Source organism: Comamonas aquatilis, assembly GCF_965139575.1.
GTDB lineage: Bacteria > Pseudomonadota > Gammaproteobacteria > Burkholderiales > Burkholderiaceae_C > Comamonas > Comamonas aquatilis.
Genome location: NZ_CBCSIW010000004.1, coordinates 341,312 through 355,498, shown reverse-complemented (window position 1 = coordinate 355,498; position 14,187 = coordinate 341,312). Strand labels below are relative to the sequence as shown.

Below are 14,187 nucleotides of genomic sequence, written 5' to 3'. Positions count from 1 at the left end.
ACCCCGGGGTGCCGCTGGTACGGGGGGTACCTCGTGCGGGGGTGCATATGCTGCGGGGGTCAACTGGTACACGGTCGACGTACCTCGGCGTTCGCTTGAACGCAAAATTCCGGCCAACTCCAACCACCGAATGGCGCGCTGCACCGCCCGCTCGGACAGGCATGTGCGCACCGTGATGGTTTTGACAGACGGCCAGCAATAGCCATCGTCATTGGCCTGATCCGCCAGCGATATCAGAACCGCCTTTTGTGCAGCAGACATGCCCTGCATAGGCCAGCAGGCCGACATGATGATCGTGCTCATACTCTCTCTCGTTATCAGGCCAAGGCCGTTTGACGTGCCTTGCAACGCACGGGTTTGATGGTTCGCAGGCGGGTGGACAAGCTGCACATGCGTGCCTCTCCCTCCTCCAGCTTTCCGGCGGCAAGTAGAGCGTTCACCGTGCTGGCCACGCTGCTCAGCTCCAGCCACTCGCCTGTTTGCTGGTTGTGGTAATCGCGCAGCTCGCGGCGGCTCATGTCTCGGCTGCCGTACTGGTGCGCGTGACGCAGCGACTCGTACAGGCGTTCGTTCAAACGGCGGCGCGTCTCGTTGCCCAAGGCCGCAAAGGCCTCGGCACTCGTATCGCGCGCCGTCACAGCGTTGTGGGTTGGTTTCATGGTTGAACCTCCTGATATCAACGCGCACGGCATTGCACCTGCGCTCAAATTCATTGCTTTGTTCATTGAAGTCATACGTCTGCGGCCTCGCGCAAGCGGTAGCGGATACGGCGCTCCAGATAGGCCGTGGCGTCGGCACGTTTGGCCACCTTGTCCATGTCAAAGCGCGGCTGGTAGCCACGACCCGGCCGCAGAAACATCAGCACCGGACGCACATCGGCGCCGCCTGTGCCGCTGGCCGCCCAGATGCCGGGAGCCAGGTGTGCCGTGCGCTCGTCCTGCTCGCCCTTCTGGGTAATGCGTGGGCCGCCACGTGTCTTGCCATAGGCCACGAAGTAGCGCCGGCCTGCCTGCTTCTTGGTGCCGCGATGCACGCGCAGATAGCCCTTGGCGCTCATATTGGCCTTGTAGCCCTGCTCGCCAAACGCCTGGAAGTAGCTAATCAGCTGCACCAAAAACGGCCCCCGCAAATTGCCCTTGCCGTCATCGCTGCCGGGGTACGGCCCGCCTCGGTCATCGCTGGGAATAGCCGTCTGATAGCCGGCCGGCAAGATGCCCGCACGCTTGAGCGCCACCTCGCTGCGCTTGTCGCGCCGACGGCCACCCCAGGTCTGGGCATCCAGAATCTTTTGCGGATCGATCCCTTTGCCGCCCATATAAGTCGGCTCGATGGTCACGCTCAGCTTGGCGGCCGTAGCCATGCGCACAAACGGACTGCGCAAGATGTAATTGGTCGGCCGGTCGAACACCGCACGCATCTCGTCCTGCATGGCACGGCGGATCTCGAAGCCCGTATCGTTCAGCGCCTTGGCATAGGCCTTGGCGGCCTGTGCGCCCGTCAGGCCGTGGATCTGCCGCAGCAGCTCCGCCTGGTTCAGCACCCGCGTGCTCAGCTGGATATGCATATCAGCCCTCCTCTACTGGCGCCGGCACGCGCGCTGCCGCCGTGACCAGCAGCTGGTTCAAGGCAGATATCAGCTCGTTGTAGCGGTACTGCAGGCGCTTGATCTCGTTGCGGCTCACCATGGCCTTGCCACCACGAAAAGCGTCTGCCGCTGCGGACGTGAACTCGCCCACCTCCTGCTGCAGGGCCACAAACGCCTCCACCGGGTCGCCCGCAGCCTGGTCCGGCAGCGCGGGCACGCAGGTGTAGCCCAGAGCCGCCGCCATAGCGCGCAAGATAGCCGGGTTGCCCGCCATCACCTGCAGCGCCACAGATTCGCGCAGCGTAAGGTGGTGCGTCGTGTTGTTCGGGTTGAGCTTGTTTTGCAACGTGTTGGCGCTCACGCCCATGCGCTCAGCTAGCACTCGCACACCGCCGGGATGTTTGTGCGCAATCAGATAGGCCGCATCCGCAACATCGACTGGTATTGGCATGTCGGCCTGAGCATCCAATTCGCCATTGTTTGTGTAGGGAGGAAAAGAGACACTGCTTCTCATGACCACACCTCACTTCTCAGGCGCATCGCTGACGGCCGCCGCACAGACAGCCAAGCAAACCCCCATCGCCCCCACACCCGAGTGGGCCCAGGCCATGGAGCTGCTGCTGCAGCAAATCGTCTTTGTCCTCGACGTCGAAGGCCGCGACAGCTTCACCGCCCGCAAGGTTGGTCGCTGGAACAACCAGTGCATCCACGAGATGCTGCGCACCGGCAGCGTGCCCATGCCCGTGATCGAAGAACTGCAGCGCGTGGCAGTGCGGGTGCTGACGTAAGCACGGCTCGAAATTGAGCACACGAAATCTTTGAGTACGATGACTTCATCAACACCGCTGTCAATGCAAACCATGAGCAATAAACCCCTGAATGAAGACATTCACTACCTCAACGGCCAGATTGATGCGTTGACAGCCCTGGTAATGGCTGTTGCAAACTGCACTGTGGACAAGCACGAATTCCGCACGAGCGGGCTTCTACGGCTGCAAGCTGTTGAGACGGCTTTGCTGCATCAGTCAGTCCCTGAAAGTCGCTTGATTGCGATAGAGCACATGAAGCAATGGCTGGAGAACGTGACAAACTGAGGCGGTAACGCAGAGAAGCAGCTACGCGCTCCTGCAATGGATCAAGCCAGGACATAAAGGTCTTACACATGCGCTTGGCCCTCCACCGCCTCAGGCAAGCTTGAATCGCGCAGCAAACTCTCGACCGCCTGCACCGCAACGGCCTGTTGCACGCAGGCTTCCGGCTGCGCGAAATGCTCCGGCCAGAAGCGATGCAGCGCACCGGCTTTCACCAACACAGTCGACATGAACATGCCCACCGCAAACGTGATCCAGAAAAGACGTTCACCAGAGTTCACAGGCATCTACCTCCGTTTGTTGGATGGACAGCCCGCCAGACCAGAAGACTGGGAAGCGGCGGCCGAATTGATAGAAGCGGGAATGGCCACGGGACGGGTTCATCGCAGTAGCGCGACTGCGGCTGGCGAAAGCAAACGCGCAAACAGCCTGATCGGCCGTCTGCAGAAATGGATTTGGGCACTGGGAGGTGCTGTGGGCGGCGTCCTGGCCACCACTTTTTCTGACCTGCAAAGCGAGGCCATGAAGCGATGGCTGGGTTGGTGATATCAGCCATGAGCTTCCTCCTGGCCGGTTTGAGTCTGAGAGACTGACTTTGCAAACGGCGGAGGTAAGCCCTCTACGTTTCGACGAGCCCATGCAGCGAGAACGCGGTCAGCAATCTTGTCGCTGAGGACCTCGGGCCACTTGTCAACGGCCTGATAAGACACCCCCAAAGCGGCAGCCACTTCTCGAGTGGAGCCGCCGAGCATTTCTATGGCCTCTGTTTTTCGGATCGTCATGCCCCAATCTTAACCTTAGTTAAAGAATGAAAGCAACCATAGTTAGTATTGAATCCGCCATGATTTCAACCATGGTTGATTACAAAGAACGTATTGAGAAGGCAATGAAAGCCGCCGGTGTAGACATCACAGAGCTTGCGAGGTCTGTTGGCGTGTCATATCAGGCTGCGCGAAAAGTCCTTGAGGGCGAGAGCAAGGCATTCACCGCTGAGAACAATGCCAAGGCCGCTGCACGCCTAAATGTGTCGTCGGACTGGCTTGCGACCGGCATGGGCGACATGGCACGCAATGCGGGCGGCATTGTTTTTTCAGAAGAAAACGAAGACCTGATACGCATCCCCCTGCTAGCCAACAGCGGCAGCATGGGCAAAGGTAATGACACACTGGATGCGGACTATGTGGTGGGCGACTTAGCCCTATCCGCGCACTGGATCAACCAGTACATCAAGCCCAGCAACATCCAGGAGCTGAAGTTCATTCACGCTCATGGCGAAAGCATGTCACCCACTTTCAGTGACGGCGACGTGCTGCTGGTCGATGTGGGCTCGCGCGACCCTGCCAGCCATGAAGGCGTCTATGTGCTCGATGTGCACGGTCAGACCTATATCAAGCGCATACGCATGCGCATGTCAGGCACGTTGGAGGTCAGCTCGGACAACCCCAACATCAAGACCGTGGATGAACTGAACGGCGATCACCAGGTGCGCGTGCTGGGCCGCGTCGTCTGGGCATGGAATGGCCAAAAGCTGTAGCCATTGCAATGCCACTGGTTGCCTAGCAACTGACGACAAGGCCCTCGACTGCGGGGCTATGCCCTCTACCTGTAAAGGTCAGTTGGCATATTTCCCCGTCGGCCAGTCGCTCAGAATGCCTCCCAATTGCTGTCAGCCTTGTCTGTAGATCGCTGGGCTCCAGCCATCATTGCAGGACGACTCAGAGCAGCAGGCTTGGCTGCAATCGCTGAGCTTCGAGGACGATTTATAGGTGGCGTTGTTTTTACCGACTTTGCCGCATGCATCAAAGAAGCCAGACCCTCTGCTTCTGTGCGATTCGTTTGCTCAAACTCAGATAGCTTAAAGACTTCCACCGCCCCCACCAGGGCCTGAGCCTGGCTGTTCAGACTACTAGCGGCAGCAGCCATTTCCTCCACCAGCGCGGCATTCTGCTGCGTGGTTTGATCCATTTGAGTGACGGCCTCACCCACCTGAGCCATTCCCGAGCTCTGCTCATGACTCGCCGAACTGATCTCACCCATGAGATCGGTTACGCCGCGAATTGCCGCAACCACCTCGATCATGGTTTTACCTGCTTTGTCCACGAGCTGCGACCCATGCTCCACGCACTGGCCACTGTTCGCGATGAGCAGTTTGATTTCCTTGGCTGCTTCGGCGCTGCGCTGAGCCAAGGCCCGCACTTCGCTTGCAACCACAGCAAAACCTCGACCTTGCTCGCCTGCGCGTGCTGCTTCTACGGCCGCATTCAAGGCCAAGATATTGGTCTGAAAGGCAATGCCATCGATAACGCTGATGATGTCGGCAATTTTGCTGCTGCTCGCGTCAATGTTTTTCATGGTCGCAATCACTTCTGCAACCACTTCACCACCTTGAGCAGCCACTGAGGTCGCACTGATGGCCATCTGATTCGCCTGGCGTGCATTGTCGGCATTCTGTCGAACAGTAGCTCCCAACTGCTCCATGGATGCCGCCGTTTGCTCCAACGCGCTCGCCTGCTCTTCGGTTCGACTGGACAGGTCACTGTTGCCTACCGCAATCTGAGCGCTGGCCGAAGCCACCCCTTGTGCATTGCTTCGCACTGTGGTCACCGTCGTGACCAGACTTTGTTGCATGCGTTTTAATGCGTTGAGCAGTTGACCCATCTCGTCCCGGGACTTGACAACAATTTGACCACTCAGGTCACCGCCAGCCACGCGGTCGGCAACTGCCACAGCTTGAGTAAGGGGTCTGGTAATCGAACGAGTAATAGCAACGGCAAGAAAAATAGCCAACGCAATGGCTATTGCACTTGTGGCCCAAATGCTTCGCGACAAACTCAGGGCCGCAGCTTCTGCTTGTTGGCTAGCTACTTCAGACTTCTTTGTCTGATGCTCCAGCATTTCGCGAATGAGACGCTGATACTCGAGCTGGGTGGGGCGCAACTGGTTCTCAAGCATTTCCACTGCGGCTTGACTATTTCCCTGATCAAGAAGCCCAAGAAATTCGTCACCCTGTTTGAGGAAGGCTAGGTTACGCCCCTTCAAATCTTGCAACAGCGATCTATCTTCGGTAACCCGTATGAGCTGATTCAGGCTCTCCATCTCAACCGCAGCTTCAGCGCGAGATTTCTGAATTGTGGCGCGGGCTGACTCCTGAATCTTCGCTGTTGAAAACAGTGCCAAATTTCGAAACTGAATCACCTGCTCATTGGCATCATCCGTAATGGTGTTCAAGGAGCGAATAGTAGGTATGTGGCTTTCGGTTATTGCAGTGAGAGCCGTATTCTGCTCTGACGAACCTAGGAGGGCCACGCCTCCTTGGATCAACATCAACACCATCATGACCATAAACGAAACGGTCATTCGGGTGGAAATTTTCAAACGATCCATGTCAGACGCCTCCTAATATTGGCAGTCGATTTTTAGCAAAAATTATTGCAATTCTCTATCTGAATCAAATTGTATCCATTTCAGTATGCATCAAGGCATCGAGTTATTTTTAATGCCCTTGGCTTGAATTACTCTGACTTCACGATCTGCCAGCAACCGTTTGTGGGTAAAGCACAACTACTCGTAAACATGGGTGAACTGCGGCAACAGGTCGGGCAATGAATCCAGCCCAGTCATGTAGGCTGGTCAGCATCCACAGTTACAAAGTAACATCTGCAAACCAGCCCTCGTTCAATTGGCAGCACTTACCTGACTTAGGAGCTTATGGCGTCACGTTCACTCCTCGATCACATCACGGTAACAGCCTTCTCGCTTGAAGCGGGTGCAAAGTTCGTGTCCGAGACACTCGGTGTCTCGCTACAAACTGGCGGCGAGCATCCACGCATGGCTACCCACAATCTACTGCTTCGCCTCGGCAACAGCATGTTCCTTGAAGTCATTGCACCCAACCGAGCAGTTCAGCCGCCTTTACGGCCTCGCTGGTTTGCGCTTGACAGCCTTAACCCGCAATCGCCCCCATCGCTGTCCACATGGGTGGCTCGAACTCCCAACATCCAGAAAATGGCCGCCGAAGCCTCCGAACCACTTGGAAATATCGAAGCCATGAGTCGTGGCGCACTCGACTGGCTCATCACCATTCCTGAGGATGGCTCAGTTCCGCTCAATGGCACGGCTCCCGCCCTTGTCGAGTGGCATACCGATGTGCACCCCGCTCGCACGCTAGAAGATAAGGGACTGTCTCTAGCCAAACTCGAGATCTTTCACCCAACCCCAGACCGCGTATCTCAGCTACTGTCCTCACTAGATCTGGACGCACCGGTTTCCGTGCGCCAAGCCGAGTCCAGCACCTCAGCGCGCCTGGTCGCACACATCGACACTCCGCATGGGCTTCGCATTCTGTCGACTGCCAACCAGCTACTCCACCAGACCAACCACAACAAAGCGGAACTAAGCCAGTAAGCTTTGCCGCCAACCAGGATGAGCTGGTCACACCAGAACTTTCGGCACTCTCATCGACTTCCCCAAACCAGCCCGCAGCAGCGGGCTTTTTTTATGACCCAGCCCAACCTCATTGAAGAACTCTTCATAAATTATATTTAACCATGGTTGACACCTTTTATTTAACCATGGTTAAATATACTCATCGCAGCAACCACTACGGCACAACCAAGACCAACCAACGCTAGCGCATGGTCGGCAGCAGAGGGAGTGCATTCGGAAATTGCAGACGCGATGGGCACCAAGGCATTGGCCGGGGCAGGCCCGATCTCTTTCAAAAATCGATCGCCCATGTCGTTCGCTCCACCAGTGCGGAGCGTCCCCGGGCTCCATCGCATCAGCGGGCACGGCCGCTGCACTGCGCGGCATCCCTGCCGTATCCAGCCGCCAAAGTGCGTACACGGTCAAAAGGGTGAGGCGAATGCGGCCAAGAGCAAGAACGGCAACACCGGTTGGAATCCCGGCAACGCCCACCCCGAGCGCATCGGGGCCAAACCAGAGCGCCTTGCACCAGGGCGCTGCGGTTTGCACCGTTTTTCGCCGAGCCAGAGGCATCTCCGCCCTCCCTCACCTCCACTTCCTGGCACGCCCGCAAGGGCATCGGCATTTTTCACCCCTGCCCCCAGCAGCTGCTGGACGGGCTTTTCTTTTGGCTCCGCCTGCGACCAACGCGGCCAAACAACACCGACTGCAAATTCTGTTGACGAACTGAACAGGCAAAACCTAAACTACTGTACATACAAACAGCACTGATCAAAATAACAGTAAAATTCTGAGCAGCATGCCGCTCCAAGCATGTGCCCTCACCCGCAGGGCCGAAGCGGGGCCATCAAGAAAGAGTGCAAGCCGGGTGTGGACCTTGGCAATGCAATGCCGCCACCGACAGACCGAAAGCCGGGCTCGCACTCTTCCTTGATGGATCTGCCCTAAAGCAGCCGCAACCTTTACCGCCAGTTAGCGAAGCGCAATCCTTCCGCCCCTTCATTGGTTTCGCGCCCCTCAAGGCACTGGCCTTTTATCTCTCCGACCCGCGTCGCGGACTTTCTTCTCGCCTTCAGGAGTTTTCATGCTGTACAGCACCGTTTCTCAGCCCGTTGATGAAGACCTCGTGCAGCGACTGCGCGAGAAGGGAGGTCTGTGAAATGGCCGCACACCCGCACCCTGGCGCTCGCGCTGCTATTAGCAGCCTTGCTCCTGCTCGCCCCGACCTTGGGGCAAAACTTTTGAATGCCGCGCGATGGGCGCTCGCCCTCCTCGGCATCTTCTGCCTCATCGGCGTAGTCGTCGTCATTGCCACCACCCCCGAAGCCTGGCCGCTCTGAACGGTCAACCTCATCAAGTTTGATAGCTACATGCGCTTGACTGATAAGCGCCAGACCGGAGAAACATCATGGCAAAAATCATCGAATCCTTGATCCTCGTCGCCGCCATCTTCATGGGCGCCCTCTGGCTGACCACCCCCAGCGCTCAAGCCGACGAGCCCAAAACACTCACAAAATCCGTGCGTGACGAATTTGCTTGCCCCGGCATGCACGCCGAATGGCTTGACGCTCACACCGTGCAATGCCTGCGCGAAAAGCCCTGACTAACGGCCCCGCCCCTTGCTACATCAAGCAAGCAGACGCGAACTCAACGGACCATACAACGGCTGTAATTTTCTGCGCAGCCGCAATGCTGTAAGTGTTGGTTCAAAACCGGTTTCTGTCATGAAAAGAGAGTACCGTGAAGAAAGCAGTCATTTTTGAGTGCTTTATTGAATCGGAGGCTTGTATGAAAGCCACAGTCAAAAATAATTTCAATGTCCGCACCCGTAAAACCGGGCATCCAGACGTCGATAGCCACTCGGTCTCTCATGACGACTACTCCCATACGCCTGACCACCCCATCAAAAAGGGCCGCTTTATTTTGAGTGATCTTGTTGCAAACAGGATCCCATCACCTAAAGCCACTCAAGTGGGGATGAAGATTGTGGGAAAGAAATTTCTGAGCGGCTAAGCTGAAGGAAATTTATATGTTTGTACTACCACTATCTAGGGCCAACAATCTTTGGTCGAATCTTATGCATACGCTCTTCCCTTGGGCACGAGCTTTTCCGGGCCAGCCAGAAGAGGAAGAAACGAATGTTAAATCGGATGAACCTGTGCTGGAAAAAAAGCAGCGAATCAATCGTGATGCGTAAGCCAATTACGCCAATTCAGTCTAAAAATAGATCAGCCAGCCACCTTCGGGTGGCTTTTTAACGTAGAAGGCGTACGATTAACGGTAGGAAGTTTTAATAATTTCCTCACTAAAATAGAGGCCTATATGTTAACCATATCAAAAAAACACTCATTGGAAAATAAGCCCGTTTTTCAAGAAATTGATAGCACTGCCGTTCCTGCTGGTGACTATGTTTATTGCCCAGAAATTTACGAAGCCAGATTGCCTAAAAGCGAACACAAAGAGCCACATGTACGCATCAAAAAATCTCGTCTAGCACAACGAAGCAACGCAACGGAAGAGGACTACCAAGCCCGTTCTTCTGTCACTCTTCATCGTTAGCTTCACGGAGGTTTGACCTTCAGATCCTTGCCCGCTGGCACACCAATTCCCTGTCTGCTTTGCAGCTATTTAGGCATCTAAATAGCGTATGCGGCATGCCTTCAAGCGCTATCCTGGAATGATTTTTTCACCTGAACTTACATCTTTAATTCGGCTTTCTCTTAAAGCAAATTAATCAAACTGACAAAACCATATTTATCGAATTAAACGATAACATTTTGTGTAAATCACTCACGCACTGATAGCACTCAAAGCTTTACCACGCTAGCCATAAGAAGATTAACCCTAGTCTGACACATTTTCAATTAACGTAATTCTTTGTGTGAAAAGGGTTTTGTTTTTGAAATAGGCGTATTGTTCATTAATGGAAGTCAAGCACGACTTTCCAGAAATAAAGACCGGAGGCCTTTATGCCCTTCATCGATAAAAATACGCTTATATTTAAGGTGCGCAGACCACATCTACTAGATATTGATAAATACCTTGTGAATGATGACGATTTCACCATAACGTCAAATGACGATCGAATGAGTGAATCACCAGAATTTGATGAATCATCCAGAGAAGCCATAAAGAATTCACAAATTCCCCAAGAGAGAAAAGCACCTTCAGATGAATAATTAATTAAGGTGACAAAATAAACACAGGAGGCCTTATGACCTACCTAAATTCTCAATGCCAAGGTTTTTGGTGCTCAATAAAAAAAGCTTTCTACGGCATCAACAACAGAACAAATCTTCCAGAAAATCAGCACAAGAAATCGCCAATAGACGAGCAGAAAGAAGATCAGGAGCTTCAACAGAAAATCCTGATAAAAAAACAACGAGATCTACATAGCAACATCACTTAGATGAATGTTGCTTTAACGGTGCTAACAGACGGTCGTCGTGAGCACCATCACCCAGGACATCGCTCCACAAAGAATCCCCACCCCGTGGCTCCTTTCAAAGTGACGCCTGGACCCATAGCAGGTCTTTCCGATTTGCCCTAAACCTCAGGAGTGTTCACCATGACTCAACAAACCAACCCACAAACCACTGCGACCCAACAAGGCCAATCGCCTGCGGATCAAAACCAAAAAGACAAGCAAGCACAGCAGCAGACTCCAAACCCGCAACAACCGGGCCAGAAGCCTGTGCAAGATCCGAAAAAACCTGCCCAACAGGGGTGACAACTGTTTCGCTGATCTCAACGAAGATTGAGACAACCCAAACGGTCAACGAACCTCGCTCTTGGAGCTTCTACTGGCCCATGCAAATGGGGCAGCCGCTCAAAAATCCAAATTTCAGTCAGCAGCAATGCAAATGCAATAAGCGCCAACCAGGCTCACAACTTTTGACGCAAATGAATGAGCAAATGCACTGACCCGTGACCACCAATTAGAAGACCCGCATCGCGCGGGTTTTCTATTTTGAAGGACCTCAGCCACATGCCAACCACTTCCAAGGCTAGTGCGCTTGGCCGAGAGCAGACTCTTCTAGATAGCCGATCTCGACGCAACGCAGTCCTCGTAGCGTTTGACGACAGCTCCTACTTGTTTTGACTACATTCGCGAGCTCAGAACCACTTCAACAGCCTTCCAGGTTGCTCGCCTTCCATCCTCAGGCGCAGTCTGCGCGCAGACTTTAGAAACCTCATACATCTGCTTCCAGCCTGCCTTGTCGAACAAATCCTTTACGTCGATGGTCTTGCTAATCTGTGCCACGTCCCCTGCTGGCAAGTCGCAGATGGACGCCCCCTGCTTGGTGTAGCAAGCGACGTGAGAGTCGAAGGCGCGCCGCTTCATCTGTCTGCAGTTGCACTTAGGCTGTGCCGAGATATCCAAATAGGGAACGATGGATTCCTGCAGGCAGCGCATGGTGGATTCCCGCCACTTCCTTCCTGCGTCAGACAGGGCAGCGTTTCCTAAAAAGGCCCGGCAGTATTTGTCCCCGTAAGACATGAAATACTCGTCGGCTTCTGCTTCACAAGGACAATATTTTGCAAAGCAAGATTTGTAAGCATCGCAGCTCACTTGCAATGAATTCGAGCACTGCGACCTTGAAACTCCTGGCCAAGCCAAAAACAGCAACGCAGTAGCAATTGAGGCCAGAAATACTTGGGATCTGTTACTTTGCATCAGGCATCTCCCGTATGGCGGCTAAAAATCACCGTTGAGTGTGGACTTGTCAGTAGCAAAATCCAAGTAAATCAACCCAGCTTTGCTAGATACAGCAAAACAGTCGTTCAAAAATTTGTGCTGACCGGCTGCTTCTGGCCGCACCCAACCAGTCACCGCCCCTCAAAAAGCCTTCACCGGAGTCCGCACACGCGGGCTTTTTTGCGTCTGAGCGAGGCTTCCGCTACACTTTGAATCGTCACGCCAGTAAAGCGTGATCAGGTTTGGAAGCCTGTTGAATACTTGCGGTGACACAAAGCCGCATCCTGTACCGCAGTCGTGCGGCTTTGTCGTCTGTGGCCCCAGTTTTATGGTGGCTCGGAGGGGGAGCCGCGAGGCTCGCCGGTTTACGCAAGTGTTCCCGGTCTTCCAACCCCTTCGAGTCACCGCCATTTGGTTGGAAGCAAGCGGCGGTGGTTGTAGCAAACCTCAAAACACTTGGAGGCCGCCATGGCTGCCATCACCCCCTTCAACTTCGGCGCACATGCCGTTCGCGTCATCACTCGCGACAACCAACCTTGGTTTGCAGCGGTCGACGTCTGCAACGCCCTTGGCTACCGCAACTCACGCAAAGCAGTAGCAGATCATCTTGATGATGACGAAAGGGGTGTAACGACTAGTGACACCCTTGGTGGCAACCAGCAACTCACCATCATCAGCGAATCCGGCCTCTACGCCCTTGTCCTGCGCAGCCGCAAGCCCGAAGCGCGCAAGTTTGCCAAGTGGGTGACCAGCGAGGTGCTGCCCAGCATTCGCCAGACCGGCGGCTATACCAAGCAACCCGACACCCGCCGCATGGAGCATGCGCGCCAGCTGGCCCATGCGGCCACGCTGCAGGTTTATCAGGCGGTGTTTGATGCCGCGATGCAGGGCGACGAGCCCGCTCACTTCACCCGCCTGCTGCTGTCTTTCACCCGCGGCGCGGGCGGTGCAATGACGCCTTATGTGCAGCCCATTGAAACCGGGGCCATGGTGATGACCCTGGCCCAGCTGACCCAGGCAGTGCGCACCGACTTGATTGTGAGCGACACGACGCTGGCCCGACTGGCGGCCGCCTGCACCCAGCGCATGGCCACGCGTGCCGAGCTGCAAGCCCTGCAGCACCAAGGCGCGGCGCAAGCCCAGCAGGCCCAGCCAGGTCAAACCGGCCAGCAAGGCCGCTTGCAACTACGGGAGGTCTATCAAATTCATAGCATCTAGTGCTTTCCACATAAGCGCTAGAACCGAATTTTACTCAAAACCCAGCCCACCCGGCCCACGCCGCGCGGGCTTTTTCATGTCCAACCTCAGGGGGCAACATGCGCCATACCGGCACTCTTTACCTCAGCAAAACATCGCCGCAGGCCAGTACAGCCCGGTGCGGCGCTTTTCAGTTGCAGATGCTGCTTTATGACCGACTGGGCACCCACCACATCGAGCCGTGGCGCGTAACGTGGACAGGCCGCAGCGCGCAGCGCTTTTGGCTGGAGCACGCGCCAATGCTCAAGCCTGGCGCGGCTTTGGTGGTGGAGCTGGAGCGTGCGCAGATCCACACCCTGCACTGCCGCCCGCCACGCAGCGAGCTGCTGGCCACGGTAATGAGCTGCGCCCTGGTGCCCAGCCGCAGCAAAGTGGCGGCCTATGGCTGATTTGCTGACTTGCACCTGGGCCGGCGGCCCCGCCCAGATAGCCAAAGCCACCGTGGAGCGCGAAGCCCGCGAAGCCCGCGAGGCCTATGCGGCCGGGCTGACTCCCAACGAGGGCTGCCCCTACCCTTTTCACAGCGCCTGCGGTTTGCACTGGCTGGCGCACTACAACCTGGCCATGCCTCTGCCAGCCAGGCCATCCATGGATTCACACCGGGATAGCGATTAGCAAATCAACAACCTTCGCAACCGATGGGCACCTTATTTTTCAAGGACGGTTTAAGGTCATTTAAGAGAGTACTGTGGGTACATGCGGGTCATATTGGCTTGCTGCCTTAGACCGGAGGTCTATATGTTCTCGCTACTTGCATACAAACGAAACATTGAATTTTGGCGGGACATGTGGTCAGTTATTCTTAAGCCGATCTCTGAGCTCCCTCCAAGTCCTATGGATGCTGGTGAACAGCATTCACCTAAACCTGAACATCTACCCTTAGAACCTAGCGCTGCAGAGCCTCACAAAAAGTCTTGGCCATACAGCTGAACTCTACCCAGCAAGTGCACCCATTCGCCCAGAGCGATTTGAGGTCGTCAAAGTCCACCGCGTACAGCCGGTTCCACGACCTTCCACAGCGAAGTTGGATTCTTTTCACTACGCCAAAACCCTTTAGTGCCGCCGCAAAGCAATCTCCTCCCTCCTTCACGAATTTGCTTTGCATGCTTCTCAAAAGCACCGGCCTTTTA

At 55.2% G+C, this 14,187-nt stretch carries 19 protein-coding genes; 12 read left to right on the top strand and 7 right to left on the bottom strand.

What is annotated here, in order from left to right:
* From ACNAZA_RS08555 to ACNAZA_RS08540, 4 genes are all read right to left on the bottom strand, one after another.
* The coding region (locus ACNAZA_RS08555; protein WP_415796084.1) for a helix-turn-helix domain-containing protein at window positions 1-303 on the bottom strand (303 nt) is incomplete at its 3' end.
* Window positions 304-317: 14 nt separating this feature from the next.
* On the bottom strand, window positions 318-659 hold the full coding sequence (locus ACNAZA_RS08550; protein ID WP_415796083.1) for a hypothetical protein: 342 nt from the start codon (window positions 657-659) through the stop codon (window positions 318-320).
* A 71-nt stretch (window positions 660-730) separates the two neighbouring features.
* Window positions 731-1,564, bottom strand: coding sequence for a hypothetical protein (locus ACNAZA_RS08545; RefSeq protein WP_415796082.1), 834 nt, complete (start codon window positions 1,562-1,564; stop codon window positions 731-733).
* A 1-nt stretch (window position 1,565) separates the two neighbouring features.
* Window positions 1,566-2,036: a phage regulatory CII family protein gene (locus ACNAZA_RS08540; RefSeq protein WP_240467021.1), complete on the bottom strand. Its 471-nt coding sequence runs from the start codon at window positions 2,034-2,036 to the stop codon at window positions 1,566-1,568.
* 61 nt (window positions 2,037-2,097) lie between these two features.
* Here ACNAZA_RS08540 and ACNAZA_RS08535 point away from each other — a divergent pair, with 61 nt between their 5' ends.
* A complete protein-coding gene (locus ACNAZA_RS08535) occupies window positions 2,098-2,373 on the top strand; it encodes a hypothetical protein (RefSeq protein ID WP_120968693.1) in 276 nt (91 codons plus the stop codon).
* A 72-nt stretch (window positions 2,374-2,445) separates the two neighbouring features.
* A complete protein-coding gene (locus ACNAZA_RS08530) occupies window positions 2,446-2,679 on the top strand; it encodes a hypothetical protein (RefSeq protein ID WP_415796080.1) in 234 nt (77 codons plus the stop codon).
* A 62-nt stretch (window positions 2,680-2,741) separates the two neighbouring features.
* Here ACNAZA_RS08530 and ACNAZA_RS08525 read toward each other — a convergent pair whose 3' ends face one another.
* Window positions 2,742-2,912 carry a hypothetical protein gene (locus ACNAZA_RS08525; RefSeq protein WP_415796079.1) on the bottom strand — a complete coding sequence of 57 codons (171 nt, stop codon included), beginning with the start codon at window positions 2,910-2,912 and terminating at the stop codon, window positions 2,742-2,744.
* On the opposite strand from ACNAZA_RS08525, the gene ACNAZA_RS08520 reads away from it, so the two are divergent.
* A complete protein-coding gene (locus ACNAZA_RS08520) occupies window positions 2,905-3,222 on the top strand; it encodes a hypothetical protein (protein WP_415796078.1) in 318 nt (105 codons plus the stop codon). The two genes, ACNAZA_RS08525 and ACNAZA_RS08520, sit on opposite strands and share 8 nt — an antisense overlap.
* A 307-nt stretch (window positions 3,223-3,529) precedes the next feature.
* Window positions 3,530-4,210: a LexA family transcriptional regulator gene (locus ACNAZA_RS08515; protein WP_415796077.1), complete on the top strand. Its 681-nt coding sequence runs from the start codon at window positions 3,530-3,532 to the stop codon at window positions 4,208-4,210.
* A 110-nt stretch (window positions 4,211-4,320) separates the two neighbouring features.
* On the opposite strand, the gene ACNAZA_RS08510 is transcribed toward ACNAZA_RS08515, so the two are convergent.
* A complete protein-coding gene (locus ACNAZA_RS08510; protein WP_415796076.1) occupies window positions 4,321-6,060 on the bottom strand; it encodes a methyl-accepting chemotaxis protein in 1,740 nt (579 codons plus the stop codon).
* Between the two features lie 324 nt (window positions 6,061-6,384).
* On the opposite strand from ACNAZA_RS08510, the gene ACNAZA_RS08505 reads away from it, so the two are divergent.
* From ACNAZA_RS08505 to ACNAZA_RS08485, 5 genes are all read left to right on the top strand, one after another.
* Entirely contained in the window at window positions 6,385-7,080 is a 696-nt protein-coding gene (locus ACNAZA_RS08505) for a VOC family protein (RefSeq protein ID WP_415796075.1), read from the top strand.
* A gap of 1,429 nt (window positions 7,081-8,509) precedes the next feature.
* The gene (locus ACNAZA_RS08500) at window positions 8,510-8,704 is read left to right on the top strand and encodes a hypothetical protein (protein WP_415796074.1); all 195 of its coding nucleotides are present in this window, start codon (window positions 8,510-8,512) and stop codon (window positions 8,702-8,704) included.
* A gap of 137 nt (window positions 8,705-8,841) precedes the next feature.
* Entirely contained in the window at window positions 8,842-9,114 is a 273-nt protein-coding gene (locus tag ACNAZA_RS08495; RefSeq protein ID WP_415796073.1) for a hypothetical protein, read from the top strand.
* Between the two features lie 956 nt (window positions 9,115-10,070).
* Complete coding sequence (locus tag ACNAZA_RS08490; RefSeq protein ID WP_415796071.1) at window positions 10,071-10,280, top strand: hypothetical protein; 210 nt, start codon at window positions 10,071-10,073, stop codon at window positions 10,278-10,280.
* 389 nt (window positions 10,281-10,669) lie between these two features.
* Window positions 10,670-10,831: a transcription initiation factor TFIID subunit D10 gene (locus ACNAZA_RS08485; RefSeq protein WP_415796070.1), complete on the top strand. Its 162-nt coding sequence runs from the start codon at window positions 10,670-10,672 to the stop codon at window positions 10,829-10,831.
* Between the two features lie 372 nt (window positions 10,832-11,203).
* Here the strand turns inward: ACNAZA_RS08485 and ACNAZA_RS08480 are convergent, their stop codons facing one another.
* Complete coding sequence (locus ACNAZA_RS08480; RefSeq protein ID WP_415796068.1) at window positions 11,204-11,779, bottom strand: hypothetical protein; 576 nt, start codon at window positions 11,777-11,779, stop codon at window positions 11,204-11,206.
* A 489-nt stretch (window positions 11,780-12,268) separates the two neighbouring features.
* Between ACNAZA_RS08480 and ACNAZA_RS08475 the strand changes: the two genes are divergently transcribed.
* The 3 genes from ACNAZA_RS08475 to ACNAZA_RS08465 all read left to right on the top strand — a co-directional run bounded on the left by ACNAZA_RS08475 (window position 12,269) and on the right by ACNAZA_RS08465 (window position 13,672).
* Window positions 12,269-13,018, top strand: a complete 750-nt coding sequence (locus tag ACNAZA_RS08475) for a BRO-N domain-containing protein (RefSeq protein ID WP_415796067.1) — start codon at window positions 12,269-12,271, stop codon at window positions 13,016-13,018.
* Between the two features lie 98 nt (window positions 13,019-13,116).
* On the top strand, window positions 13,117-13,446 hold the full coding sequence (locus ACNAZA_RS08470; RefSeq protein WP_415796065.1) for a hypothetical protein: 330 nt from the start codon (window positions 13,117-13,119) through the stop codon (window positions 13,444-13,446).
* A complete protein-coding gene (locus ACNAZA_RS08465) occupies window positions 13,439-13,672 on the top strand; it encodes a hypothetical protein (RefSeq protein ID WP_415796064.1) in 234 nt (77 codons plus the stop codon). The genes ACNAZA_RS08470 and ACNAZA_RS08465 overlap by 8 nt, the downstream gene beginning before the upstream one ends.
* Window positions 13,673-14,187 lie beyond the last annotated feature (515 nt).